The organism is Sabulibacter ruber, assembly GCF_017355955.1.
Taxonomy (GTDB): Bacteria; Bacteroidota; Bacteroidia; order Cytophagales; family Hymenobacteraceae; genus Nibribacter; species Nibribacter ruber_A.
Map to the genome: position 1 here is coordinate 2,772,785 of NZ_JAFFID010000001.1, position 26,290 is coordinate 2,799,074.

At 50.3% G+C, this 26,290-nt stretch carries 15 protein-coding genes and 1 rRNA gene; 11 read left to right on the forward strand and 5 right to left on the reverse strand.

The features are described from left to right. Window positions 1–62 precede the first annotated feature (62 nt). From sov to JT719_RS11335, 4 genes are read left to right on the forward strand one after another with little or no spacing between them, the layout of a single operon-like run. Window positions 63–7,115, forward strand: coding sequence for a T9SS outer membrane translocon Sov/SprA (sov, locus tag JT719_RS11320; protein ID WP_242693143.1), 7,053 nt, complete (start codon window positions 63–65; stop codon window positions 7,113–7,115). Window positions 7,116–7,172: 57 nt separating this feature from the next. Then, the gene (gene gcvH / locus JT719_RS11325) at window positions 7,173–7,553 is read left to right on the forward strand and encodes a glycine cleavage system protein GcvH (protein WP_207433174.1); all 381 of its coding nucleotides are present in this window, start codon (window positions 7,173–7,175) and stop codon (window positions 7,551–7,553) included. Window positions 7,554–7,560: 7 nt separating this feature from the next. Further along, window positions 7,561–7,941, forward strand: coding sequence for a VanZ family protein (locus JT719_RS11330; RefSeq protein ID WP_207433175.1), 381 nt, complete (start codon window positions 7,561–7,563; stop codon window positions 7,939–7,941). 35 nt (window positions 7,942–7,976) lie between these two features. Beyond that, entirely contained in the window at window positions 7,977–9,254 is a 1,278-nt protein-coding gene (locus JT719_RS11335) for a M28 family metallopeptidase (protein ID WP_207433176.1), read from the forward strand. A gap of 205 nt (window positions 9,255–9,459) precedes the next feature. Here JT719_RS11335 and JT719_RS11340 read toward each other — a convergent pair whose 3' ends face one another. Together JT719_RS11340 and JT719_RS11345 are read right to left on the reverse strand one after the other, a co-directional pair. Further along, complete coding sequence (locus tag JT719_RS11340) at window positions 9,460–11,577, reverse strand: M43 family zinc metalloprotease (RefSeq protein WP_207433178.1); 2,118 nt, start codon at window positions 11,575–11,577, stop codon at window positions 9,460–9,462. A gap of 53 nt (window positions 11,578–11,630) precedes the next feature. Further along, complete coding sequence (locus tag JT719_RS11345; protein ID WP_207433180.1) at window positions 11,631–12,515, reverse strand: YicC/YloC family endoribonuclease; 885 nt, start codon at window positions 12,513–12,515, stop codon at window positions 11,631–11,633. A gap of 109 nt (window positions 12,516–12,624) precedes the next feature. Between JT719_RS11345 and purQ the strand changes: the two genes are divergently transcribed. After that, window positions 12,625–13,320, forward strand: coding sequence for a phosphoribosylformylglycinamidine synthase subunit PurQ (gene purQ, locus JT719_RS11350; protein ID WP_207433182.1), 696 nt, complete (start codon window positions 12,625–12,627; stop codon window positions 13,318–13,320). A 217-nt stretch (window positions 13,321–13,537) separates the two neighbouring features. On the opposite strand, the gene JT719_RS11355 is transcribed toward purQ, so the two are convergent. Continuing rightward, window positions 13,538–16,756: a hypothetical protein gene (locus tag JT719_RS11355; protein ID WP_242693144.1), complete on the reverse strand. Its 3,219-nt coding sequence runs from the start codon at window positions 16,754–16,756 to the stop codon at window positions 13,538–13,540. Next, the gene (locus JT719_RS25210) at window positions 16,753–17,829 is read right to left on the reverse strand and encodes an NAD(P)/FAD-dependent oxidoreductase (RefSeq protein ID WP_242693145.1); all 1,077 of its coding nucleotides are present in this window, start codon (window positions 17,827–17,829) and stop codon (window positions 16,753–16,755) included. The genes JT719_RS11355 and JT719_RS25210 overlap by 4 nt, the downstream gene beginning before the upstream one ends. Window positions 17,830–17,894: 65 nt before the next feature. Between JT719_RS25210 and JT719_RS11360 the strand changes: the two genes are divergently transcribed. The 6 genes from JT719_RS11360 to JT719_RS11385 all read left to right on the forward strand — a co-directional run bounded on the left by JT719_RS11360 (window position 17,895) and on the right by JT719_RS11385 (window position 25,961). Beyond that, window positions 17,895–18,545: an MBL fold metallo-hydrolase gene (locus JT719_RS11360; RefSeq protein ID WP_207433183.1), complete on the forward strand. Its 651-nt coding sequence runs from the start codon at window positions 17,895–17,897 to the stop codon at window positions 18,543–18,545. A gap of 40 nt (window positions 18,546–18,585) precedes the next feature. Next, window positions 18,586–19,287, forward strand: a complete 702-nt coding sequence (pssA, locus tag JT719_RS11365) for a CDP-diacylglycerol--serine O-phosphatidyltransferase (protein WP_207433184.1) — start codon at window positions 18,586–18,588, stop codon at window positions 19,285–19,287. Then, complete coding sequence (purS, locus tag JT719_RS11370) at window positions 19,284–19,535, forward strand: phosphoribosylformylglycinamidine synthase subunit PurS (RefSeq protein ID WP_207433185.1); 252 nt, start codon at window positions 19,284–19,286, stop codon at window positions 19,533–19,535. The genes pssA and purS overlap by 4 nt, the downstream gene beginning before the upstream one ends. 92 nt (window positions 19,536–19,627) lie before the next feature. Next, a complete protein-coding gene (porU, locus tag JT719_RS11375; protein WP_207433186.1) occupies window positions 19,628–23,482 on the forward strand; it encodes a type IX secretion system sortase PorU in 3,855 nt (1,284 codons plus the stop codon). 28 nt (window positions 23,483–23,510) lie between these two features. Continuing rightward, the gene (porV, locus tag JT719_RS11380) at window positions 23,511–24,677 is read left to right on the forward strand and encodes a type IX secretion system outer membrane channel protein PorV (protein WP_207433187.1); all 1,167 of its coding nucleotides are present in this window, start codon (window positions 23,511–23,513) and stop codon (window positions 24,675–24,677) included. A gap of 6 nt (window positions 24,678–24,683) precedes the next feature. Continuing rightward, the gene (locus JT719_RS11385; protein ID WP_207433188.1) at window positions 24,684–25,961 is read left to right on the forward strand and encodes a M16 family metallopeptidase; all 1,278 of its coding nucleotides are present in this window, start codon (window positions 24,684–24,686) and stop codon (window positions 25,959–25,961) included. 243 nt (window positions 25,962–26,204) lie between these two features. Here JT719_RS11385 and rrf read toward each other — a convergent pair. After that, window positions 26,205–26,290 (reverse strand): 5S ribosomal RNA (gene rrf, locus JT719_RS11390); the annotation flags it as partial.

The following is a 26,290-nucleotide window of genomic DNA, read 5'->3' on the forward strand; positions in this document are numbered from 1 at the left end:
CCGCAGTAGGGTTGGTGTCGTTGATGGCTTGGCTTACCCAAGCCGAGCCTAGTAGTTTTCCCATGTCAGGTATTAGTACTATGGGCGTGGAGTCGTCTGAAGAAGAAGAGCCCCAGGACACAACTAAAAACCAAGGGTATATTCCTTCCAGACGCCCCAAGCTGATCTTTGACGATCGGCGGGGCGATCCGTTTTCCAATAGAACCACGCTGTCGCCGTTGATTCTGCCGCTTCCTAAAAACGTGGAGTTGCAGGTGGTGCCAGATGACAGTCTCAAGCGTTTCGAGATCACGGAGCAGATTGGCGGTTATGACTACCGCGATCCCAGCACCATGACCTTTGAAGAGTACTCCCGTTACCAGCAGCAAAAGGCCATCAGGGATTACTGGCGTACCAAATCTGCCGCGCTGGATGAGCAGAACCCTGCCGCACCCAGCCGCCGCCTGGTACCTACCATTGACGTAGGGGGCCGCACCTTTGACCGCCTGTTTGGGGGCAACACCATTGACATCCGGCCCAACGGGTTGGCCACGCTTAAATTTGGGGCTCTGTTTAACAAGAACGAGAACCCGGCCATTCCTCTGCGTCAGCAGAGCATCGGGGACTTTGAGTTTGACCAGAGCATCGCCCTGAACATTGACGGCCGCATTGGCGAAAAAATGCGCATCACTGCCAACTGGGATACCAAGGCCAACTTTGATTTCGAGAACAACCTCAAACTGGAGTACACCGGCTACCCAGAGGAGATCATTCAGAAAATTGAGGCCGGAAACGTAAGTCTTCCGCTCAACAACTCGCTTATCTCCGGGGGCCAGAACCTGTTTGGCCTCAAAGCCCAGTTACAGTTAGGGAAACTGTCTGTGACAGCCATTGCCGCCAACCAGCGCGGGAGCATTGACGCGGTAGACATTCAGAACGGAGCCCAGAACCGCCGCTTTGAGATTAGAGCGGATGAGTACGACCGTGACCGCCACTTCTTCCTGGCTCAGTTCTTCCGGAACCGCTATGACCAGGCTCTCCGCAATCTGCCACTGGTGAACTCCGGTATTGTGATTCGCCGCCTGGAGGTGTACATCACCAATGACAACCGTTCCACGCAGAACCTGCGGAACGTAGCGGCTTTGATGGACTTGGGCGAGCCGAATCCGTTCAGGGCACGTTTCAGCAACAATTTACCGGCTGGGTCCGGTGCCGGGAATGGCCAGAACAACCTTTATGGTGGGCTCTCGGTTAGAAACAACACCCAGATAGACAACTTTCTGGAGGGCTTAGGGCTGCAGAAAACGGTAGACTTTGAGCACGTACGCGCCCGCAGGCTAGACCAGACCGAGTATAAATTCAACCCGCAGCTAGGTTACATTTCCCTGAATGCCGCCCTGTTACCAGAGCAGGTATTGGGCGTGGCGTTTGAGTACACCCTGAATGGTCGTACTTATAAAGTAGGGGAACTGCAGGAAGACTACCAGAACGTACCAGAAGACCAGGTGATTTTCCTGAAGTTGTTGCGCGCCACCAACCCAGGACTGAACACCCCCACCTGGGACCTGATGATGAAAAACGTCTACGCTCTGAATGCAAACCAGATTGAGCGCCAGAACTTCCAGTTGAACCTGGTGTACAAAGACGATGCTACCGGTGGCGATTTGACCAGTTTCCAGGATGAGTCAAGACTGAAGGGAATTCCGCTGATTCAGGTGTTTAACCTGGACAACGTGAATACCAACAATGACCCGCCCAAAGACGGTAATTTCGACTTTTTGTCGGGCATCACCATTGACCCTGAGACTGGCCGTATTTATTTCCCGCAGGTAGAGCCGTTTGGGTCTTACCTCCGCTCGCAATTCACGCCGGGCACAGAAGACCAATACATCAACAAGTACGTTTTCCAGGAGCTGTATGACTCTATAGTGACCGATGCCCAGCAGTTCTCCCAGAAAAACAAATACTTCATCCAGGGCCGTTACCAAGCCTCCAGCACCGATGAAATTACGCTTCCGGGCATTCGTATTGCCGAGGGATCGGTAGCGGTGTATTCAGGTGGAACCCGTCTGGTAGAAGGCCAGGATTATCAGGTGTTCTATGATTTGGGACGGGTAAAGATCCTGAACCCGAGTTACCTTAACACGGCCAGCAACCTGCGGATCACCTATGAAAAAGCGGATATCTTAAGTGTGCAGCCCCGAACGCTCTTGGGTGCGCGCTTTGATTACAAGGTAGACAATGACTTGATTCTGGGCGCCACGGTCTTACACCAGGGGGAACGGCCGTTCATCCAGCGGGTGAACATTGGCGATGAGCCCAGCAACAACACTATTTATGGGTTTGACATCAACTACCGCCGTGATTCCAGGTTCCTGACCCGCTTAACCGATAAGCTGCCTTTCCTGCAAACCAAGGAAACGTCTACCATCACCCTAGGGGCCGAGATGGCGCAACTGGTTCCGCAGAAAACCAAGTTTGAGGGCGAAGACGGAGTCTCTTACATAGATGACTTTGAGAACGCCAAAACTCCGTACTCTCTGGGCGGCTTCAACACCAATGCTTGGCGTTTGGCGGCTACTCCTGCCCCATTGGTGAACGGCGCTACCGGCCTGGCGTATGCGTACAACCGGGCTAAACTGGCCTGGTATACCATTGACCAGATTTACTACACGGCCAATAACCTGCGGCCAGGCAACATCTCCAGAGAAGAGTTGGAGAACCACTACGTACGTGGGGTGCAGCGCCGGGAGATCTTCCCTAACCGTGACCCAGAAACCAACAACACCTTTGAGTATACCTTTGACCTGGCGTACTATCCAAGTGAACGGGGGCAGTACAACTACAACCCTTTGGTAAGCAATGATGGACGCTTTCTAACCGATAGAGGCAACATCCGCAATCACTGGGCGGGTATTAGCCGGGAGATTTCCTTCGATAACAACTTTGACAACGCTAACATTGAGTACCTGGAGTTCTGGATGATGGACCCCTTCATCAAAGGTGACCGGGGCCGTCGTATCATTACCGGCGAAGATGATGCCCGTAACAGCCAGGACGAAAACGGAAAACTGGTTTTCAACTTGGGTAACATCTCGGAAGACATCCTGAAAGACCAGCGGTACCAGTTTGAAAACGGCTTGCCCACCGATGGTAACACGCAGAACACTGAGCAAACTGCTTGGGGTCGGGTAACCCGTACCCAGTTCCTGACCGATGCCTTTGACAGTGAACCAGGCTCTCGCCCGTTCCAGGACATTGGCCTGGATGGTTTGAACGACAGCGATGAACGTGCCTTCTTCCAGGGAATCTACGGTTCTTTGCCAGACCCGTCTGCCGATAATTTCCGGCATCACCTGGATCCTAGTTATGACGCCAACAACGTAGGGGTGCTGGGCCGCTACAAAGATTTCAATGGGATGCAGGGTAACTCCCCGGTGAATAGCGAGCTTTCTTCCAACGCTTTCCCAGACAAAGAGGACCTGAACAAAGACAACGTAATCAGTGATACGGAGCAGTATTATGAGTACAGCATTGACCTGCGTCCTGGCCGCCTGAATGTGGGTGATAACTACATTGTAGACAAAGTAGACTCTGTAGATGCCGGGGGCAATAAAGTGCGTTGGTACCAGTTCCGGATTCCGGTGAGAAAACCAACCGGTAACGTAAACAACATGCAGGGTTTTAAATCCATCCGGTTCATGCGCATGTACATGACCCAGTTTGAACTGCCGGTGGTGATGCGCTTTGTGCAGATGCAGTTTGTTTCTAACCAGTGGCGTACGTATAACTCCATCCTTTCCAACGGAGCACCCTGCGTGGGCGACTGCGATGCCGATGCGTCGGCTTTTGAGGTATCTTCTGTAAGTATTGAAGAAAACGGCGAAGTAGACCCGGGCACCATTCCGTACGTGGTACCTCCGGGAGTAGAGCGCCAGCGTGACTATTCTTCGGCCAACAACCGCCGTCAGAATGAGCAGTCCTTGCAGTTATGCGTGGAGAACCTGAGAGATTCTTTCAGCAAGGCGGTGTACAAAAACGTGTCGCAGGACATGCTTATTTACAAGCGCCTGAAAATGTACATCCACGCCCAGAGCGCCAGCGGAACCCAGGACAACGAAGTAAACGCTTTCATTAGAATTGGTACCGACTTCACCCAGAACTACTATGAGTTCTCTATCCCGCTGAAGATGACCCCGGCCGGCAGCCGTGACCCGTACCAGATCTGGAATGAGCAGAACTTCATTGATGTAGCTTTTGACGAGTTTGTTCGCCTGAAATCAAGACGGAACCAAGCCAACTGGCCATTGAACCAGGTCTTCTCCGAAACCCGTGACGATGGCAAGGTTTTCAGAGTGATTGGTAACCCAGATTTCAGTGATGTACAAAGCCTGATGCTTGGTCTGGAAAACCCGGCCACGCCTGATAAAGCTTCCCATTCAATCTGTATGTGGGCAAACGAACTACGCGTGTCTGACTTTGACCGCACCGCGGGTTGGGCTGCTACTGCCCGGGCCAACGTGAAACTGGCAGATTTTGCCAACATCACCGCTACCGGTTCTTATACCACTGTGGGCTTTGGAGGCATTCAGCAGCGGGCGGCGCAAAGAGCCCGTGAGACCACTGGCCAGTTTGATATTACCGCCAACGTAGCGGCAGAAAAGCTGTTGCCTGCCAAACTAGGCCTGGTAGTTCCATTGTCAGTGCAATACGGAACCACCATCAGCGAGCCGCGCTTTGACCCGCTGGACCGAGACACTGAATTAGACCTATCGTTGCAGAAGTTTGAGAATAACGAAGAACGGGATAATTACCGGAAGGAAGTCGTCAGTCAGACCACTACCAAGAGCATCAACTTGCTCAACGTCCGGAAAGAGAAGACAGACCCTGAAGCGAAGAGCCGTATCTATGACATAGAGAACCTGTCGTTCTCCTATGCCTACACCGAGGTGCTGCATACTGATATCTCTACCGACCGTAACTTCTCCAAGACCTACAACGGAGGTATTGCCTACACCTATAACAACACGCCTAAGAGCTATACGCCGTTTGCGGAGGTGAAAGCCTTCCAGTCGCCGTACCTGCGGTGGCTGAAGGAGTTCAACTTCTCGTTGGTGCCAAGCAGAATTGCCATCAGAGCAGACCTGGACCGCCGGTACAATGAAACATTCCTGCAGGGGCGCACTTCGCCGTACAGCTTGCCAGATACCGCCGGTTTTCTGCCTACTTTCCAGAAATCGTTCTTCTTCAACCGCATCTATGACATAAAGTGGGATCTGACTAAGAGCCTTTCTCTGGATTACACGGCTACTAACCGGGCTGTGGTTGACGAGCCAAACGGCCGTATCAACGAAGAAGTAGACTCTTTGCGCTGGAAAAACGATGAAATCTGGCACAACCTGAGACGCTTTGGCCGAAACACCAACTTCAACCAGGTGATAGCCTTCACGTACCGCTTGCCATTGGATAAATTCCCGCTGACCGACTGGATTTCTGCCGATGCCCGTTACCAGGCCGGATTTACCTGGACCTCGGCTTCTACTGCCCTTAGCCGGAACGATACCTTGCAACTAGGAAACACCATTGAAAACAACACCGAGACCAGCATTAGCGGTAAGTTGGATCTGGTGCGCCTGTACAACAAGGTAAAATTCCTGAAGGCCGCCAATGAAGCTTCTCCGCGGCCAAGCGTGCAGCAACAGCCCATCAGGTCGCAGGCTCAATCGGTGGCAGATACTACCCAGCAGCGCGAAATGAAAGTGCTGAAAGGAATCCTGCGGGCGTTGATGTCAGCACGGTCTGTCAACTTCACCTATGCGCGCACTGAGGGTACGTTGCTGCCCGGCTTCCTGCCTACGTCCAGGAACTTCGGGTTAGCCGATGGGTTTGGGGCTCCGGGACTGGACTTCGTGCTAGGAAAGCAGTACGAGCTGGATGATCTTTATAACCGGGCCAACCGCGAAGGCTGGTACACTGATAGCAGCCAGTACCTGAACACGCCGCTTAGCTCCTTGAAATCCATCAACCTGACCGCCCGAGCTACCTTGGAGCCGTTCCGGAACTTCATCATCACGCTGGATGGAGCCATGAACAAATCTGAGATTGACGAGGTGTTCTACCGCCGGGATTCGGCGTTGGTGGTGCAGCGGCAAAACCCGTTCACTACCGGTTCTTACCGCGTTTCGTTCATTTCTGTGAAAACCATGTTTGAATCAGGATCTGGCAACAACTCAGAGGCGTTTGAAACGTTCATCCGCAACCGTGCCGCCATTGCCAGCCGTTTGAACGACGCTAACCAGGGACCGGGCGTTTATGCCCTGAATTCTCAGGATGTGTTGATTCCGGCGTTCCTGCACGCTTACCAGGGCAAGGACGTGAACGGGTACAAAGCCAAGCCAACCAAACCGTTTGATGCCATTCCGCTGCCTAACTGGAACGTGGTGTACAACGGCTTGTCAACGCTGCCGTTCTTCCAGCAGTATTTCAGCTCGTTCACCCTGAACCACGCCTACCAGTCCAGCTACACGGTGGCTAACTTCAGCACGGCGCTCAATTACAACTTTGAGCCGCAGGGCTTCCCAGACCAGGTAAACGAACAGACCGGCGAGGTGATTCCGTACTACATCGTCAGCCAGGTAGCCATCACGGAGAGCATGTCGCCGCTCATCGGGATCAACTTCCGGACCAAAGGGCAGATCACCGGTCGTCTGGAATACAAAACCCAGCGCAACCTCCTGCTGAACATGACCAACGCGCAGGTAACCGAGAACGGCATCAAAGACATTGTGGTAGGCTTGGGCTACAGCGCCACCAACTTTAAGCTGCCGTTCAAGATTGGCGGCAAGCGCACGCTGGAGAACGAACTGACCATGCGCCTGGACTTCACCATTCGGGACAATGAAACCATTCAGCGGACAATTGCGGTAGACACCAACGGAAATGAGTACCAGAACAATCTCACTACCGCGGGTGCCCTGCAGGTGCAAATCAGGCCAACCATTGATTACGTGGTGAGCCAGCGCCTGAACCTGCAGTTCTACTACACCCAAAACATAAATGATCCTAAAGTGGCCAACGCCTTCCGGAACACCGTAACAGAGGGTGGTGTGCAGCTCCGGTTCAGTTTATCTGACTAGCGCTTGCGACACGAGCCAAAAAGAATGTATTTTTGAGAAAACTTAATCAAATTACCTATGAACTTCCCTGAGGAGCTGAAATACACCAAAGACCACGAGTGGGTGCGCATTGAAGGCGATGTAGCGTATGTGGGCATTACTGATTTCGCGCAGCGCGAACTGGGCGATATTGTGTACGTAGACATTGACACCCTTGACAAAGACGTGGCCAGAGAAGAAGTATTTGGCACCGTAGAGGCGGTGAAAACCGTTTCTGACCTGTTTAGCCCATTGTCTGGCCAAGTACTGGAAATCAATGACAAATTAGACGGCAGCCCTGAGCTGGTAAACTCTGACCCATACGGCGATGGCTGGATGATCAGAATGTCTATCTCTAACGAAGCTGAATTAGCCGAGCTTCTCTCTGCAGACGCGTACCGCGAACTGGTAGGCGCCTAAGTACCATATGGCAGTGCGTTTTGCATATTATGCACTGGCGCTGGGGTGGGCAGTGGTCATTCTGGTATTGACTTTACTGCCCGCCCAGGCGTTACCACCCGGTCCTGACTGGGACTTTATCACCGTTGATACCCTGGTGCATGCCATTCTCTTCGGGGTTCAGCTGCTTCTCCTTCTCTTCGGGTTCCTGCGCGATCCCTCCGTTTTGCTCAGCAGGCGGCTTGTTACCTATTCTTTCCTTTTTGTGGTGTTCTTCGGCATCCTGGTAGAGATCCTGCAGGGTTCCATGGGCTTAGGCCGCCAGGCAGATCCGGTTGATGCCATCAGCAACACCATTGGCTGCTTCTTTGGCCTGGGCATCTGGGTTTTGATTCCTCGCCGTTTTTAGGCTATTTTCAGGAAATCAGACCTAAAAGACGCTTTATGTTACGGGCCCATCGGCTATTTACCTGCCTTGTTCTTTTACTAATATGCCTCACCAGCCAGGCCCAGGATATGGCGCAGGTAAGGCAAACCATTTCTACTCTTTCTTCCCCTGCCCTGCACGGCCGGGGCTACGCCTTCAAAGGGGATAGCATTGCCGCCAGTTACCTGCAGAAAGAGTTTGCGGCCATAGGCTTGCGCCCGTTCACCCCAGGCTATCAGCAGCCGTTCACGCTGCCCATCAACATCCTGGATAATCGGCTCAGTTTGCAAATTGACGGCAAAGCCCTGACACCGGGCGTGGACTTTCTTGCCCATGGTGCCACCGGCCCGGGAAAAGGCGAAGGCAAGGTTTACGAGATAGATACCCTCATTTTGCAGGACGTAGACGTGGCGCAGCAATTCCTCACCAATAATCTCCGTAATAAGGTATTGGTAGTGCATCAGCGGCATTTCCAGCAATTGCTGTCTTTACCCGAGCCATTTCAGCCACAGCTCAGAAGTATTGCGGGTGTGATAGTGCGGCAAAAAGGCCCCAAACTGATGGGCACGGTACGCGGCGAACAGCTTCCTTTTCCGGTGCTGGAAGTGCTGGAAAAAGCCTGGCCGGTCAACGCCAAAAAGGTTAGTTATACGGTAGATGCCCGTCTGGAACCAAACTACAAAAGCCAAAACGTGATTGGGTTTATACCCGGCAAAGTCAAGCCAGATTCTTTTGTGGTCATCACCGCCCATTATGATCATTTGGGGCACCAAGGCAAAGAGCTATACTTCCCCGGCGCCCATGACAATGCCAGTGGTACCGCCATGCTCTTAGAACTGGCCCGGTGGTACGCCCAACCCCAGAACGCGCCAGCTTATTCCATTGCGTTTATGGCCTTCGCGGGCGAAGAAGCTGGCTTGGTGGGTTCCCGTTTCTACACCGAAAATCCGCTCTTCCCCTTAGGCAACATCAAGTTCCTGCTGAACCTGGATCTGATGAGCACCGGAGAAGATGGCCTGATGGTGGTAAACGGCAGTGTCTTCCCCAAACAATTCGCCCTGCTGCAACAACTGAATCAACAGCACCAATACCTTCCGCAGATTAAAAGCAGAGGCAAAGCCGCCAATTCAGACCATTATTTCTTCTCTGAGAAAGGCGTACCGGCGTTCTTCTTTTACACCTTAGGCGGCACCACCACTGAGTACCACCACCCCAATGACAAAGCCGAAACGCTACCGCTTACCAAGTTCAAAGAAGTAATGGCTCTGATCCAGGTATTCATCAAAAATCTATAGTGCTAGGTGCAGGCGTTTCAGAACTGTTTTCATGGAAACTGCTCTAAAATGCTACTCTCAGATGCAGATGAAACTGGTATCTTGAACAATTGAGTTATAGAAACTAGTTATAAAACTGGCCATTTAAATAATTCCTTTGAACACGCAAAAGCCTCACTCCTGAATACAGAGTGAGGCTTTTGCATAGTAATGGAAACAATGTACGTTATTGTTGAAGCATCACCCGCCGAACTACCACCCCTTTATCGGTAGTCATTCTAATGAGGTAGATACCGTTAACCTTCGAATTGATAGAAAGCTGAATGGGTTGGCTTCTCACATGCTTTGGAGAAGTTACCTCCTGCAACACTTTTCCTACCGCATCGCACACCTGAATGCTAGAAATGGTGGCTTCAGAAGAAGATATGAACACGGTACCGGTAGTTGGGTTTGGTGCGACTTGTAGAGCCCGCAGGGCAATATCCTCTTCTGCCCCCAATGGATCACCGTCAACTTTTACATCATCCAAGTAGAGGTTGTTCTCGAAATCCGTCACATGCCGGAACTTGATGAGCACTGTTTTAGCTGAAGCAAAACTTGCCAGGTTAACAGTTTCCAACCTCCACTGCGAAGCGGTTGGTATAAACTCTTCCTTGGTAAAATAAGGAGTAGTAGTTGTCAAGGCTTGGCCAGCCTTTTGGTACAAGCGCTGGTAAGAGCTTCCGCAGTTGGTAGATACCCACACTTCCAATGTATCAGAAAATTCGGTTTCTGAGTACAAAGCATACGCTAATTGGAAGGTAAGTTTTGGCGACGTACGGCTGGTCAAATCTAATGGTGGCAACAGCAGTTCATCCACTAAGCCGTTTGCGCTGTATTCCTTGTTACGCATGAAGGCAGATGCGCTGCCAGACTTAGCGGCAAGAGTAGTGCGCTGCCATGTAAGGTCGCTATCTGGATTATTGATTGCCCAACCCGTTGGCGGGAACGTAGCACTTTCAAACCCTTCCTGCAGCGGCAGAGGACTGCCTTGCACCTGGAAGGAAGTGGACAGAGCATCATTTGAGGCGTTGGCATCTGTTACAGCATTATTTCTGGAAGTAATGCTGAAAGTAATGGTATGCGCTCCGTTGGCTACAGTTAGCTCAGGAATTGTAAGAGTAGCACTCTGGAAGGACGCCAAAGAACCTGTCCAGTCAAAAGTCTGAGTTGTTCCGTTGTCAATCTTATATTGGATCTGCGCAGAAGTAAGTGTTTGAGTTCCTCGGTTACGCAGGACTATTGCCGGAGTAAAGGCATTGGCACAAAGTACGCTTTGCGGCGAATTTATCTGTAGTAGCGCAGCATCTAAGCCTGGCACTTGCACTGTTTCACAACCTTTTGATGTAAGTAAGCCAGACCTATATGTGTTGATTGCATGATGCATAACATCTTTTTGCCCTTTGGTGAACATGTTCATGCAGGCATCATCTGTGTAGTCCATATAGTTCATGAACATGTCACTGGTGTTATTACAGGTAGAGTGCGGGAAGGTAGGACAACCGTTGTTTGCTTCCTGTTGCGTTGGAGTATCCCCTACTTGGTCATCGCCGCAGTCTGCGTCACCCCAAATGTGGAAAAGATTGAGCCAATGGCCAACTTCATGGGTAGCAGTACGGCCTAAATTGTAAGGGGCTGTTACCGCTCCGGTTGTTCCAAAGTACCTGTAATCAATAACTACTCCGTCTGTGGTTACTGGTCCTGAGTTGGGAAACTGCGCATACCCAAGTATGCTTTCCCTGGTATTTAGTCTACCTACCCAAATATTCAGGTACCGCTTAGTGTCCCAAGCATCTTTCCCGTTGGTGCTTGAAAACTTTATTTTGTTGTCTCCAATTTCAAAAGCAGTAACAGAAGTTCTGGTGCGAGTAATGCCGGTAGTAGGCTCCCCATTGGGATCTTGTTTTGCCAGACAGAACTCAATTTCAGTATCAGCCGCAAGGTTCTTGAACAGTTCGGGTGTTTTATTCGCATCGGTGTTCAGCCTCCGGAAGTCTTTGTTCAGCACGTTGATCTGGGATTGGATCTGCGCATCTGAGATGTTCATCTGGTTGTTGAAATACACCACGTGCACTACTACCGGAATAGTTACCACCTGCCCCAGCGGCTGCTCTCCATTACGGCCGTACTTCACGCCCGTAGTAGATGCTTGTCTGGCCTGCTGCTGAAGTTTCACGCGTAGGTTTGGAGTTTCGCGCTCCAGTTGTTGCACATACTCCATAGTACCGCAGGAGCGGCCTTGGGCAAAGATTTCGCTTATTCCCAAAAGAAAAAGGAAAAGAACAGCTAGTAGTTTTCGGGACATAGGTTCTGCACGTTTTATGGGTGATTTTTAGAAAGCAGACCAAAAACAGATGGCTACAAGATGTTGTTTAGCTGCTCTTTGATTTTTTCCAGTTCTTCCTTCATCTCCACCACCAAATGCTGGATGGTAGCATCGTTTGCTTTAGACCCAATGGTGTTGATTTCGCGGCCTATTTCCTGAGAAATGAACGCCAGTTTCTTTCCGGTTGGCTCTGGCAAATACACGGTCTCAGTAAAGTAGTGCAGGTGGTTCACCAGGCGTACTTTTTCTTCGGCAATGTCTAGCTTCTCAATGTAGTAAATCATTTCCTGCTCAAAGCGGTTCTGGTTGAAAGCCTCAGAGGAACTGATCTCCTGCAAATGCCCCTGGATGCGCTGCCGGATGTGCTCTACCCGGGTAGGATCGTGTTTGTCAACTTCGGCCAGCAGAATCCGGATGCGGTCTATGTAGGAAACGATTTCGTTTGTCAAAGCCTTGCCTTCATCGGCCCGGAACGTGTTGAAATTATGGATGGCTTGCGTCAATAAAGGGGCTACCTGCTCCCAGGCTACTTCCTCGGTTTTGGGCTCATCGGCGGCCTCGGTCTGCAACACATCTGGCATGTGCAAAGCCAGCCGGAACAGATCCTGGGTGGGGGCGTTCAACGCGGTGGCGGCTTGCTCCAGCTCCTGGTAGTACTGTTTCAGGAGTTCTGTGTTGATCTTGCTGCGGGTGGCGTTGGCTTTGTTCCTGCTGACCTCAATGGTAAGGTTTATCTTTCCCCTGACCAGGCTTTTGCTGATGATGTTCCGTATTTCCAGTTCTTTATCAGATAACCCGCGCGGAATCCGCAGGCTCAGGTCCAGAGATTTAGAGTTAAGCGATTTCAGCTCAATGCTGACCGTGTAGGCATCGGTCTCTAATTGGGCAGACCCAAACCCGGTCATGGATAATAGCATAAGGCGTAATATAAAATGGTAAAAAGTAAATTTATAAAAAAAGCGGCACTCTCTCTATCTTAGGGGCGGCTTCCTAAGAACCCTTAGGTATTTTCTTTATCTTTGTCCTATGAAATTTGGAGTTGTCGTTTTCCCAGGGTCCAACTGTGACCAGGATGTTATTGATGCCTTACAACACACCACTCAGCAGGAAGTTGTACGTCTTTGGCACAAAGAGCATGATTTGCAGAACTGTGATTTCATAGTGCTGCCAGGAGGTTTCTCTTATGGTGACTATCTGCGTTCCGGCGCTATTGCCCGGTTCTCCCCCATTATGCAGGAAGTAGTGAAGTTTGCTAACTCCGGCGGATACGTTTGGGGTATCTGCAACGGGTTCCAGATTTTGACGGAAGCCGGCCTGCTGCCAGGAGCTCTGCTTCGGAACACAAGCCAGCAGTTCATCTGCCAGAACGTATACATTACTCCTGAAAATACAGAGGCGCTGCCTACCGCTTTACTGGAGCCCGGCAAAGCTTACCAAATTCCGATTGCCCACGGAGAAGGCCGTTTCCACGCCGATGCCGATACCCTGAAGCAACTGGAAGACAATGGCCAGATCATGTTCCGTTACTGCGATGCCAACGGCGAGGTAAATGAGTACTGCAACTGCAACGGTAGCTTGCTCAACATTGCCGGGGTATCCAACAAAAACAAAAACGTGTTTGGCATGATGCCTCACCCAGAGAGAGCCGTTGATCCAGACTTAAATAACACCGATGGTCGCTTAATGTTTGAGTCGCTTTTACAGGCAACCGTACAGGCGTAAGCACTTAATCTTTGTTATAAAAAGAAGAGGCTCCTTCATGAGAGAAGGAGCCTCTTCTTTTTAAGTTGGGTAAGAGCTTTAAAGAAGCCAATTTCCGTTTGTCTTGAGCTCTATCAAAAAAACAGAAAGCCTCCTTCCGCAAGAAGGAGGCTTTCTGTTTTCAGGCCATTTTAGGGAAATTAAAGCTAAAACAAGTAGGTTTTACTCCTACAGGCTATTAGAAGTCATAGCCCATGGAGAAGTAGAATTTAGGTCCTTCGCGTCTTAAATCTTTCTCGCCCCAGGCCACGTCAAACCGGCCATAGACGCCTAGCAATGTAGTGCGGGCCCCTAACCCGTAGCCATACATGAACGGGTTACGGAAGTTACGCACAATCACTTCAAACGGCGGGCGCGGCACCGGCTGGGTATTCACAGAGTTGTCATCGCTGAACGGGTTACCACTGTTGTAGGCAGTACCGGCATCAAAGAAGCCAACCAATTGCAGGTTCCGGAAGAAACCTGAGTTGATAGGGCCCTCAAACAAATACTGGAACACCGGCAAACGCAGCTCTGAGTTCCAGAGCACATACCTGCTACCATTCCGGGCATTGTAGTTGAAGCCGCGCAATGGCGTAGCGAACTCCAGATAGAAGAAATCGGCCGGAGTGGAGCTTACATCATACACGTTCACGCTGTCTTCAGAAGCTCCTATCCAGTTGTTTACCCCACCTAACAGGTATTTCTTAGGCGAAGGCCCGAAGGACTGGCCGTAGCTTAACCGGTTTGCCCAGATAAACTCGCGGTGAATTTTCTGGTAGTGGCGTAAATCAACGTAGAACTTGCCAAAGCCGGTGTCTGCGTTATCCAAACCGTACATTCTGGTGATACCCACTTTCATGCGGGTACCTTCGCGCATGTTCATACCGGTCACCACTGACTTGTCATACACCAACTCCCCGCCTATCCCGGCAAAGTTCAGGACCAGGTCTGGTTCAGAGAAGTTCTCAATTACGGTGTAGCGGATGTTGGAGAAACGGGGCAGCACTTTCACGCTGAGCGCGTTGGTTAACGGGTAGCTGAAAGCCGGCAGAACTTCATGCTTGCCTAAACGGCGGATAGCGGCTCCATCGGTCAGGTAAACGCTTTGTTTCTGATAACCTACGCGGTAATCATAGCGGTTCTTCAGGTTAGAGTACTCAGCGTAGAAGTTGGTGGTCTGCAGATCGGTCAAGGCGAAAACCCCTCCTCTGATGCGGTAATCCTCAAACAAATCGGCCATGCCCACTTCCATTACAAACCCGAAGCCCAGTAATGGGTCTGCGTAGATGGAGGTAATGAGGTTGTTCACGCCAAACCGCAGGTCATACGGTTTAGGATAATTCAGCACCAAAGAATCTGGCTGGTTCATGGCCAGAATGGTTCTGGATCTGGCAGGAGTGGTAGGTTGTGTTCTGGCTGGTGCCTGGGCTTGCGTAGCGGTAGTACTGTCGCGCAGGGTGCTATCCTGCGCCAGGGCAGCCCGGGCTGCCGCCAGAGAATCTGCGGTGGCTTTGGCCGCCACGGCTGCAGCAATGCGGGCGTTCTCCTGCTGGATACGACGCTGCAGGTGGCCTTCCAGCACTTCCTGGCGCTTGGTTTTGAACCCAGCCTGCGCTACGGAGTTCAGAGGTGAGTTAGGATACCAATACAGATATTCCTTGGCTCTGTCATTGGCTACGAAAGTGAGGTTACCCGTACGTACGTTGTAGTCATAAGCCTTGATGTTCTGTCTGAAATCAGTTACCCGGTTGATCACGCCGGTTTTAATGTTGTGGCGGAAAAGCGACCGGATACCCGTTTCCTCTCCCACGTACATGATTTCGTCCTCGGCCAGACCAATCGGCAAGGTTTCGTTGGAGGGTGTGTAGGTCAACTGCCAGAAACGGCTCTGGGTATTGGTAGGATCAAAGAGGTAAATGTCATAGTTGTTGGTCACCGAGGCGAACTTTCCTCTGCTGGACTGCAGGGAATCGGCGTACCGGTTAGAGCTAAACACAATGCGGTTACCAGTACCTGGCAGGAAAGAAGGATCCAGATCGTCAAAAATGTCATTGGTGAGCTGGCGTACTATGCGGCCGTTGCGGTACAGGAACAAATCGCTCTGGCCATCTTTTACGGCACTGATCACCATGAACTCCCCATTTTCAGAGAAATCAAATCCGGTGATCTGGCTGTAGGCATTTAGATTCAGCACATTGTTCGTCTTACCCAGCAAACCTTTGATGGTGGCCACCCCTGGTATGTACCGTTTAGTAGGTGCCTGTAATTTTACCTGTAGCTTGCCTCTTCTTACATCTGAAATGGCCAACTGCGACTCTGAGCGCCAGGATAACAAAGGCACCGTGCGGTCCACCTCCTGGTTAGGCATTTTGTAACCGCCGCGATAAACCATTTTCTGGTTTCTAGAGGCCAGATCGCGCACGTACACTTTGTAAGCGCCTCGGTCATAAATGGCGTACGCCAGTTTTTGTCCGCCAGGGCTTAACGAAGGTTGCGTATACAGGAAGTTACGGGCGTTAGACTTCTTGATCTTGTTGTCTTTGTTAGGAGTAACCAAAGAGCCCTCGGCAAAGGTGTTCATCTGGGTGTAGTAGGCAAACCAGTCGCGCATGAACCGCTTGTAGGGCATGTTCAGGCTGCTGGCAATCCCCACCTCAATGTCGCGGGTGATGCGGGTCAGGTTGAGGATGTTCTGGATGGCCGAGGTTCCGTGCCGTTCGGTGATGTAGTTCCAGATGGCCTGGCCGGTGAGGCGCTGGTTACGGGCGAACAACGGATCTGAGCGTTTTCCGCCTGTTTTCTGGATCATGTCGCGTAAATAGTCGTCCATTTCCACGCTCCAGCCTTCGGCCAGGTACGCCGAGGCGCCGGACACAAACCACTCGGGCAGGCGCAGCAGGTAATTGCTCTGGATCACTTCCTTCAGGCTGCCGCCGTACATCATGTCTGAGAGCAGAAGTTCAGAGATACGGTAGGTCATCTGGCGCTTCAGCTCGGTCTGCGAGCCTTCAAAGGCCACCTCAATCTTACTTTTCACAAACAAGGCATCGTTGCCGCCTTTGTACGGGTCATCAATGAGGCCAATGTTGCTCTGCTTCATGTCTGAAACAGAGTTGTACAGAATGATGGTGATCTTGGAGTAAGGATAGTACCCAATAAGCGAGGTGATTCTTTTCAGTTCCTTCTCAGCGTGCTCGGCGGCGTGGCGGGCCAGTTCGCGCCCGTCCTGCGAGAAGTAGATGTTGAAGTTCTGGGTGCTGTAGTACTGCCAGATGAACCGCTTGTACTGGATGCGGTTCTGCCCAAAGTCATCTGGGGCAGTAGCCTGGCCAAACGTTAACGCAGGCGCTCCCAAGCCCAGAAGCAACAACATTAACCGGCATACATGTAAGAAGCGAGTAGAGAGTTGACTCATGTGTTTGACGTAGATGCTGAAAATAATGATTGATACCGGGCAATACTCACCTCTGGCCACAACGGCGCGCCCTGCTCCAATGCCAAGATAAACTGCTGTGCCAGCAACGGTGCCATCAATACTCCTTTAGATCCCATGCCATTGAAGATGCCTACCTGCGGGTGCTGGGGGTGGAGCCCTACCAAGGGTTTCCGGTCCCTGACCGCCGGCCTGATGCCCACGTACTGTTTTGTCACGGTGAATGGTTTCTTCAGAATGTCCTGCACTTTAGAAGTAAGTTCTTCCTTTCCGTCTGGTGTTAGCTCTTCGTTTACTTCCCGCCAGTTGTACGTGGCGCCCACCCGGTAGTGAGATTGTCCTAAAGGCACAACGTAAACTGCTTTATTATAGATATATGAAGCCTCAAAATCGGGCACATTTATGTCTAAAATTTCGCCTTTGTTCAGCGAGAACGGCAGCCAGGAAAAAAACGGATTGCTGGCTCCTTGGGCTCCCTCGCAGAAGATGATCTTACGGGCCTGCACGTCCTGGTAACGCACACCCTCCGGCAGCAGCTCCAGCTGTGAAATGTCAAAGGCATCGGTCCGCAGCAAATTACGCCTCTGCAGGTCTTCTTCCCGGGCCTGCAAAAAGGTCCGCAGCGCCACATACCCGCCCTGCTGGATCAGCAAGCCCCCTAATTCCTGATGAACGTAATCAGAGGGTGGGAGTTGCAGATGCGTGGTCTCAATATAACCTTCCCAAGCGGAATTTGTGCTTTTTCCCATCCAATTATTTTGCTCCTCGGGGGTGGAGAAAAGTTTGAGGATGGGTTTCTGGTGGAATAACGGGACTTGGTAGCGCTCTTCCATCTCCTGGTAAAACGCCTTGGCCGCGGGCAGAAACGCATCTACCTGCCAGCTTTTGGCAAACCGTTTGCCCGCTACCGGGTTGATCAAGCCCGCCGCCACCCGGGAGGCGGCGTTCTCTTTGGGCACATCAAACACCACTACCGTTTTCCCGCTTTTTTCCAGAAAACAGGTCAAAATTGCGCCGGCCAGGCCGTGTCCTACTACCAGATAATCATAATTCATGCCCTAAGGTACAGCTTGTGCCGCTGAATTCTGTAACTTAGAGCCTGCAAAAAAAGATACACCCCATGTCTGCCACTGGTCTTCGGCTAAAAAGCTTTACGTTCAATCCTTTTGAAGAAAACACCTATGTGCTCTATGACCAAACCAAAGAGTGCGTGGTCATTGACCCCGGCTGCGCCGATAGACAGGAGCAGCAGGAACTGAAGGAGTTCATCCAGGCCGAAGGGTTGAAAGTAGTGCGTTTGCTGAACACCCATTGCCACATTGACCATGTGCTGGGCAACAGGTTTGTGGCCGATACCTACGGGGTGCCGCTGGAGATCCATGAAGAGGATCTGCCGGTTCTGCGGGCGGTGCCTACCTATTCTGCGGCCTATGGTTTTCCGCAGTATCAGGAGGTTTTACCTGAGAAATTCCTGAAAGAGGGCGAAAACGTGCGCTTCGGGGAGACTGAACTGGAGGTGCTGTTCACGCCCGGCCACGCGCCCGGCCACGTGGTGTTCTACCACAAAGAAAGCAAGAACCTGGTGGGCGGCGATGTGCTCTTCCACCGCAGCATCGGTCGTACGGATCTGCCCGGCGGAGATTTCAATACGCTTATCCAGAGCATCAGAACCAAGTTATTCACCCTCCCAGATGACGTGACCGTGCATCCGGGCCACGGCCCCTCTACCACCATTGGGGAAGAAAAAGCCGGTAATCCGTTTTTGAGCTGATTCTCCTAAAACAGCCTCAAAACAGATTTTTACAGAAGACATGAAGAAAAACATTCCCAATTTCATTACCTGCCTTAACCTTCTCTGCGGTTGCCTTGCCATTGTATCGGTGTTTCAGCAAGACCTGGTTACTGCCGCGTACCTGGTGGTGGTAGCTGCCGCCCTTGATTTCATGGATGGCATGGTGGCCCGCGTGCTTAACACCTACTCAGAGATTGGCAAGCAACTGGATTCCCTGGCCGATATGGTTTCCTTTGGCGTGCTGCCCGGAGCCATGATGAGCCAGCTGCTGAGCCAAACACTGGAGAACAGCACCATTGGCTTGCCGGGGTATGTTGCCTACGCAGGCTTTATCATCACCATCTTCTCGGCACTCAGGCTGGCCAAATTCAACATTGATACCCGGCAGATCTCTTCCTTCATTGGAGTGCCCACGCCGGCCTGTACCATGTTTGTAATTTCCTTGCCGCTTATTTTGTCTAATGATGATTTTGGGTTGTCGCAGGTGATTCTGAACCCGTTTGTGCTGCTGGGTATTACGCTGCTGTTTTCGTTTCTACTGGTGGCCGAGCTGCCCCTGTTTGCGCTTAAGTTCAAGAACTTCGCCTGGAAAGGAAACCAAATCCGGTTTATTTTCATGGGACTTTCGGTTCTTTTATTTGCGGCGCTTAACTTTACCGCAATTCCGCTGAACATAGCGCTTTATATTATTTTATCTCTTTTTAAACCTTCTACTTTATGAAATTCACCGCCGAAATCGATATCATGCCCCATGCAGAACTACTTGACCCGCAAGGAAAGGCCGTGATGTTAGGTTTGGAACATTTAGGCCTGGAGCAGGTTTCTGATGTAAGAATTGGCAAACATATTCGTTTACAGTTAGAGGCGGAAGACGAAACCGCTGCTGCCCAGAAAGTAGAAGAGGCTTGTAAGAAATTGCTGGCCAACATGATTATGGAATCTTTTTCTTACCGTCTCACAGCCAAATAGATTTCAACCATAGAGGTTCCGGCCCCGGTTCCAGGGGCTGAGAACCTATGAGTGGGGGACTGTGTTGCGGAGTAGCCACTTTATCCGCGTTCATGCATCTTGTAAGAAAGCTTCTTCTGGCGGCAGGCTTTTGCGTGGCTGCCGCTACTGCCTGGGCTCAAACACAGGATACCCGCTCCATTACGTGGCGGGCAGTTCCTCCTACATCCTCTGCCGGAACTCTGGCCTCTTCCTCCATTCCGGTTTTTGAGGAAGCATCCTTCCACGGAAGAGAGGAGATTCCTTACTATGTGCTTTCAATCCCTCAGGTAAGGGTCACGTCTTTTGAGTTCACCCATCTGGAGTTTGCCCCGCTTTCTGCGGCAGAATTGCGCTCCTTTCCTAAAAAGGGCCTGGAAACGGAACTTCAGACTTCCATCAGCGCGGGTACGGCTAACCGGGTGCCCCATTCTGTGGTAGTGTTTCAGCCGTTCAGAATAAATCCACAAACCGGCCAGGTTGAGAAGCTGCTAAACTTCAGTTACCGGTACAGCACGGGCAGCAACGCCCGCAAAGCACCCGGGCAACCCTCGGCCCTCCGCACCTTTGCTTCCCGTTCGGTTCTGGCCTCCGGCGATTGGTTTAAGATTGGCGTTCCCAGCTCCGGCATGTACAAACTGGACAGGGCCGCGTTGCAGGCCATGGGCGTGAACCTACAGGGCCTTAACCCTAGAAATCTGCGTTTGTATGGCAATGGCGGGAAGATGCTCCCCCAGGCAAACTCCGCTCCTCGGCCCGATGATCTGGTGGAAAACGCCATTTGGGTGGAAGGTGAGCAAGACGGTAGCTTTGATGCCAATGATTATATCCTCTTTTACGGGCAAGGGCCGCATACCTGGGCGGTAAACCCAGCGGTGGGGCAAACGCCCTTTGTGCATTCACTTAACCTGTACAGTGATACTACTTACTACTACTTAACGGTAGGTTCCTCGGCAGGGCTTAGGGTGAGCCAACAGAACTCTCAGGCAGGTTCTTTCCCGGTGATCAGTTCCTATGACGAGCGCTGGTTTCACGAAGCGGACCTCCGGAACATGGTAAACTCCGGCCGCGAATGGTACGGCGAGGAGTTCAACGCCTTTGCGTTGCAGCAATCTTTCCCAATTTCGGCGACGGATCTACTGCCCAACAGCACCGTTTGGGTAACTTCTGCGGTCATGGCGAACTCACCGGAAAGCAGTTCTTTTGCGGTTCAGCTCAACGGATCTGCCTTAGGAACGCACTCTATCAGTGGCCGGGGCTCCTTCAATTACCACCCACAAGGAGTAAATCATGTCCTTCATTTCTCGCCCAACCTTACTGCGTTGGGCTATACCAATGAATTAAGGCTTTCCTACACCTATCAGCCGGGTAACAGTTCCTCGGCGGCCGGTTACCTCAATTATTATACTATTGCGGCACAACGGCAATTAAAGCTTTTCGGGAATCAAACCAGCTTCAGGTCGTTGGCCAGTCTGCAGAATCCGGTGAGTACTTTCCAGATTGCCGGCGTAGCGGCAGATGCCCAGGTGTGGGATGTGACAGACCCGCTTAAGCCTTTGCGGCAACTCACTACCAATACCAACGGATCAGCCCTTTTCTCAGCAAACAGCCAGCAGTTGCGGGAGTATATAGCCTTCCAGGGCTCTGCGTTTCCTGCTCCTACCTTTATCACGAAAGTTTCCAACCAAAACCTGCATAGCCTCAACTTAGACGGCAAACTGGATCTGGTGGTAATTGCCCCGTACGGCTTTATTCAACAGGCCCAGCGCCTGGCTAACCACAGACGCACCCGCACCGGCCTGCAGGTTGAAGTTGTGCCGTTGTCGCAGATTTACGAGGAATTCTCTTCTGGTAAGCAAGACATCACCGCCATTCGTGATTTTCTGAAAATGCTGCATGAACGAAGCCGTAAACAAGGCGATGACCTGATACAGGTAGTTTTGCTGGGAGATGCGTCTTTTGACCCCAAAAACAGACTGCAGCAAAACACCAATTTCATTCCCATTTACCAGTCCCGTCAGTCTCTGGATCCTATTTTGTCTTATTCTTCAGATGACTACATCGGGTTTCTGGACGACGAAGAAGGGGAATGGTCTGAAATAGATTTCTCGTTGGCCCATCGCCTGGATGTGGGCATTGGCCGGCTGCCGGTTAAAAACAGCTCTGAGGCCGATCTGCTCATTGACAAAATCATCCGGTACGAAAGCGATCAAACCTTAGGCAACTGGCGGAAACGCCTGATTTTCCTGGCCGATGACGGAGACACCAACGAACACCTGAACGATGCCGATTACCTGGCGGAGTTTGTTGAAAGAAGCTTCTCGGCTTATCTACCCCAAAAGCTGTACCTGGATCTTTACCCCCAGATATCAGTGCCAAACGGACAGCGATCTCCTGAGACCAACCAGGCGCTCCGTGAGAACATTGAAAAAGGGGCCCTAGTCACCAATTATACCGGCCACGGTAATGCTTTAAGTCTGGCGGATGAGCAAATTCTGACTATCAGCGAGATTCAGAGTTGGAAGAACGCCAATAAACTGACGTTCTTTCTAACGGCTACCTGCGAGTTTGGCCGCTATGATGACCCAAGGCGAAACTCCGGGGCCGAGACGGCCTTGTTTCACCCAGAAGGCGGTGCCGTGGGGCTGCTCACCACTACCCGTCCGGTTTACTCAGATGGTAACCGCGCCTTGAACACCAACTTCTTTAACTACCTGTTCAAACCCTTAGACAATGGCTCTATGCCTACTTTAGGAGTTTTGATGAACAAGACCAAAAACGCAAGCTTGTTTGGGGTGAATAACCGGAACTTCGCGTTATTGGGTGATCCTTCCATGAAACTGGCTTACCCCAACCTGGAGGTAGTTCTTTCAAAACTAAATGGCAAGCCTTTTTCTGCCGCTTCCTCTGACACCCTCAAAGCTCTTTCCACCATTAAGTTAGAAGGGCTTGTAAGAACCAGTCAACAACAGGTAGCCTCAGACTTCCAGGGCCAGGTACACATCACCGTCTATGATAAACGGGCAAGCCTCACCACTCTGGGAGATCAGAACCCCAAACAGCAGGTCATGAACCGCAACAATGTGTTGTATGACGGATTAGCCTCGGTGAAGAACGGCGTGTTTGAGGTGACCTTAGTGGTACCCAAAGACATCAACTATCAAATTGGCGACGGTAGTATTCATTTGTATGCGTCTTCCTCTACATTAGATGGCCATGGCGCTACTCTGGTTCCGGTAGGTGGTGCCAACCCCGATGTAGCCGCAGATAACACGCCTCCTCAGTTACAACTTTACATGAATGACGAATCCTTTGTAACCGGAGGAATTACAGGTAACGATGCTACGTTACTGGCTCATTTGTTTGATGACAATGGGATTAATACCGCCGGAGCGGGGATAGGCCATGAGATCACGGCTATTCTGGATGAGAACTCTTCTGACCCTATTATTCTCAATGAGTTCTATACCGCCGATGTGGACTCTTACCAATCTGGAAAAGTACGGTATGCCCTCAAGAATCTCTCTTTAGGTCCGCACACCCTTTCTTTAAAAGCATGGGATACTCACAATAACTCCAGCACCACCAAGATTGAGTTCATTGTAGCTTCTTCAGAGAAGCTGGCCTTGGATCATGTCTACAATATCCCCAATCCATTCCTGAGCAAAACTACCTTCCATTTCGATCATAATAGACCGGGACAGGAGTTAGATATACTTATTCAGATTTTTACCGTATCAGGTAAACTGGTTAAATCTCTGCACGGCTTTGGCGATGGGAATACCCACTTTTCTGACCTCACATGGGATGGGCGTGATGAAAACAATGATATTTTAGCAAAAGGCGTATATATATATAAAGTGAATGTACGTTCACGTCAAGACGGAGCTAGCACATCTCGTTACGAAAAGTTAGTTTTACTTAAATAATTATACCTGATACAACCACCTATACCGCATGAACTGCAACTCCTTACGAACTTCTCTCTTTGCCTTTTTCATTGCCTCTTTCACCGGGCTTACGGCGCAGGCGCAAAGCACTACTGGTCAAAGCCAGGAATATAGACCCATTACTACCGCTGTGCCTTTCTTATCTGTGTCTCCTGATGCCCGTTCAGCGGCTATGGGAGATGCCGGAGTTGCAATTTCTCCTGACGCGAATTCTATTTACTGGAACTCAGCTAAACTAGGGTTCATAGAAGAAGATCTGGGGCTTTCTTTATCATATACTCCCTGGTTGTCTAAGATTGTCAATGACATGTCTCTTAGCCAGCTTTCAGCCCATAAGAAAGTAACGGCTAATTCTTCACTAGCGCTGTCTTTGATTTATTTTGATTTAGGGGAGTTGAACTTTACTGATGCGGCCGGTAACCCTATTCAGAACTTCAACCCGAAGGAATATGCCGTAAACCTGGCTTATGGTCAGAGATTAAGTGAAAATTTAAGCTTAGGTGTGGGAGCCCGCTTCATTCACTCAAACCTATCAGGGAATGTAAATGTCTCTGGTTCTAACATTGGAGAATCCCAGCCCGGTAACTCTGTAGCGGTAGACCTTGGTATCTACTACACAAAAGACCTGGCAATAGGTGGTAAGAACTACAACCTGGCACTAGGCGGAAATGTCTCTAACATAGGTGGTAAAATATCTTACACTACCGCCGGTAGAAAAGACTTCCTTCCTACTAACCTGCGCTTAGGTACGGCCTTTACTATGGAGCTTGATCCATACAATAAGATTACTCTGGCAATAGATGGTAACAAACTCCTGGTACCATACACCAGACCTGATGATCCTGCAGAAAATGATGAAACCAACGTATTCTCAGGAATCTTTAAATCCTTTACAGATGCACCAGGCGGAGGAAGCGAAGAGTTAAAAGAGATAACCGTTTCTACCGGATTGGAGTACTGGTATGATAACATGTTTGCGGCCCGGGCTGGTTACTTTTATGAAAACGAGTTAAAAGGAGGCCGTAAATACTTTACAATGGGCTTAGGCATCAGATATCAGAAATTTGGCGTAGATGCTGCCTACCTAATCCCTAATGAACAAAATAACCCATTAGCACAGACGCTCCGTTTCTCGCTTCATTTCAGATTGGATGGAGCAGAACCAGCAGAATAATACCTTATGTCTCTTAACCGTTCTGTAGCTCCTGCCATTGCAGAGCTTACTACTGATCTTTCCATAGCACCTGAGGTTCTTTCTACTCCCTCAGGTGCCAGAGTTCATATCTTTCAGAATAGCATTCAACCAGTCACCAGAATCGAATTTGTTTTCAAAGCTGGTAAATGGTACCAACCTAAAGCAGGAGTGGCTTCACTCACTGCTAAAATGCTCAAAGAAGGTACCAGTTCCCGCACTGCTAAACAGATTGCTGATGCGGTAGATTTCTATGGTGCTTCTCTTGAAGTATCACATGGCTTTGATAGGGCAACTGTTACTTTATATTGTCTTTCAAAGTTCGTTCCCTCCTTGTTGCCCCTAACCTTTGAAATCATACAAACCCCTTCTTTCCCAAAAGAAGAGTTTGAGCTCATGAAACAAAGGGTAATCCAAACCTTAGCGGTTGATAAACAGAAAAACAGCTATTTGGCAACCGAAGCCTTTACTACGGCTCTATATGGAAAAGACCATCCTTACGCCACCTTCATAGAAGAAGAGGATATAGCTGCTTTAGAAATAGAGGATTTAGTAGCTTTTCATGAAGCAGCCTACACCTTTTCAGATGCGGAAGTATTCATAACAGGTGATGTAACACAGGAAGATCTAAAAGCCGTACTTTCCGTTCTTGAAGTAAATTCAGGAAGCAAGGATAAGCAACCAAGCATCAGCTCTGTAGAAGCCAAGACAGGTGAACTGATAGAAAGAACGGCGAACCAGATGCAGGCCTCTATAAGGGTTGGTAAATCTATTATTGGCCCATCCCATGAAGAATACCCGGCTCTTTACCTGCTCAATCACTTATTTGGCGGTTATTTTGGCTCCAGATTGATGAAAAATATCAGGGAAGATAAAGGATACACTTATGGAATTTATTCTTCACTCTCGAACAAAGAACAAGGATCTGTTTTAACAATAGGCACAGATATCAAAGGAGATAAGATCAACGAAACCCTTGCTGAAATCTCCAAGGAAATGGATCTACTCAAATCAGAGTTAATCTCCGAAGAAGAGCTTACTACCGCTAAAAAGCACCTTTCAGGTAAGTTCCTTTCAGATCACGCCACTCTGTTCGATAAAATGGATCGGTACAGATCAAACGTTCTTCTAGGTCTCAGTCCTGATTTTTACATGTTTTTACTAAATCAGCTTCAAACCATTGCAGCCGAGAAAATTAGAGAGGTCGCTAACACCTATTTCAATGAAGAAAGCCTTCTTAAGGTTGTAAGAGGGGGTATAGAGTAAACCTAACCAAGTACTATATAAAAGCAAAAGGCCCGTTCCTAAACGGGCCTTTTGCTTTTATATCATACAGGATTTTACGTAAGGGCTAGGCGCCATATAGTAGGCAGCCCAGCAGAGGGTAAGCCGAGAACCAGCAGTCGCCCGACAAAGCCCAGGCACACTATCTGATTCCCCTCCCCCCGGGGGCCTATAAACGCAGAGCGCCCCCCTTCGTTTCTGAAGGGGGGCGTCTTTATAAAGGGGGGTTGGCGGCGACCTACTCTCCCGCGTGTGACCGCAGTACCATCGGCTCGGCGGGGCTTAACTTCTCTGTTCGGAATGGGAAGAGG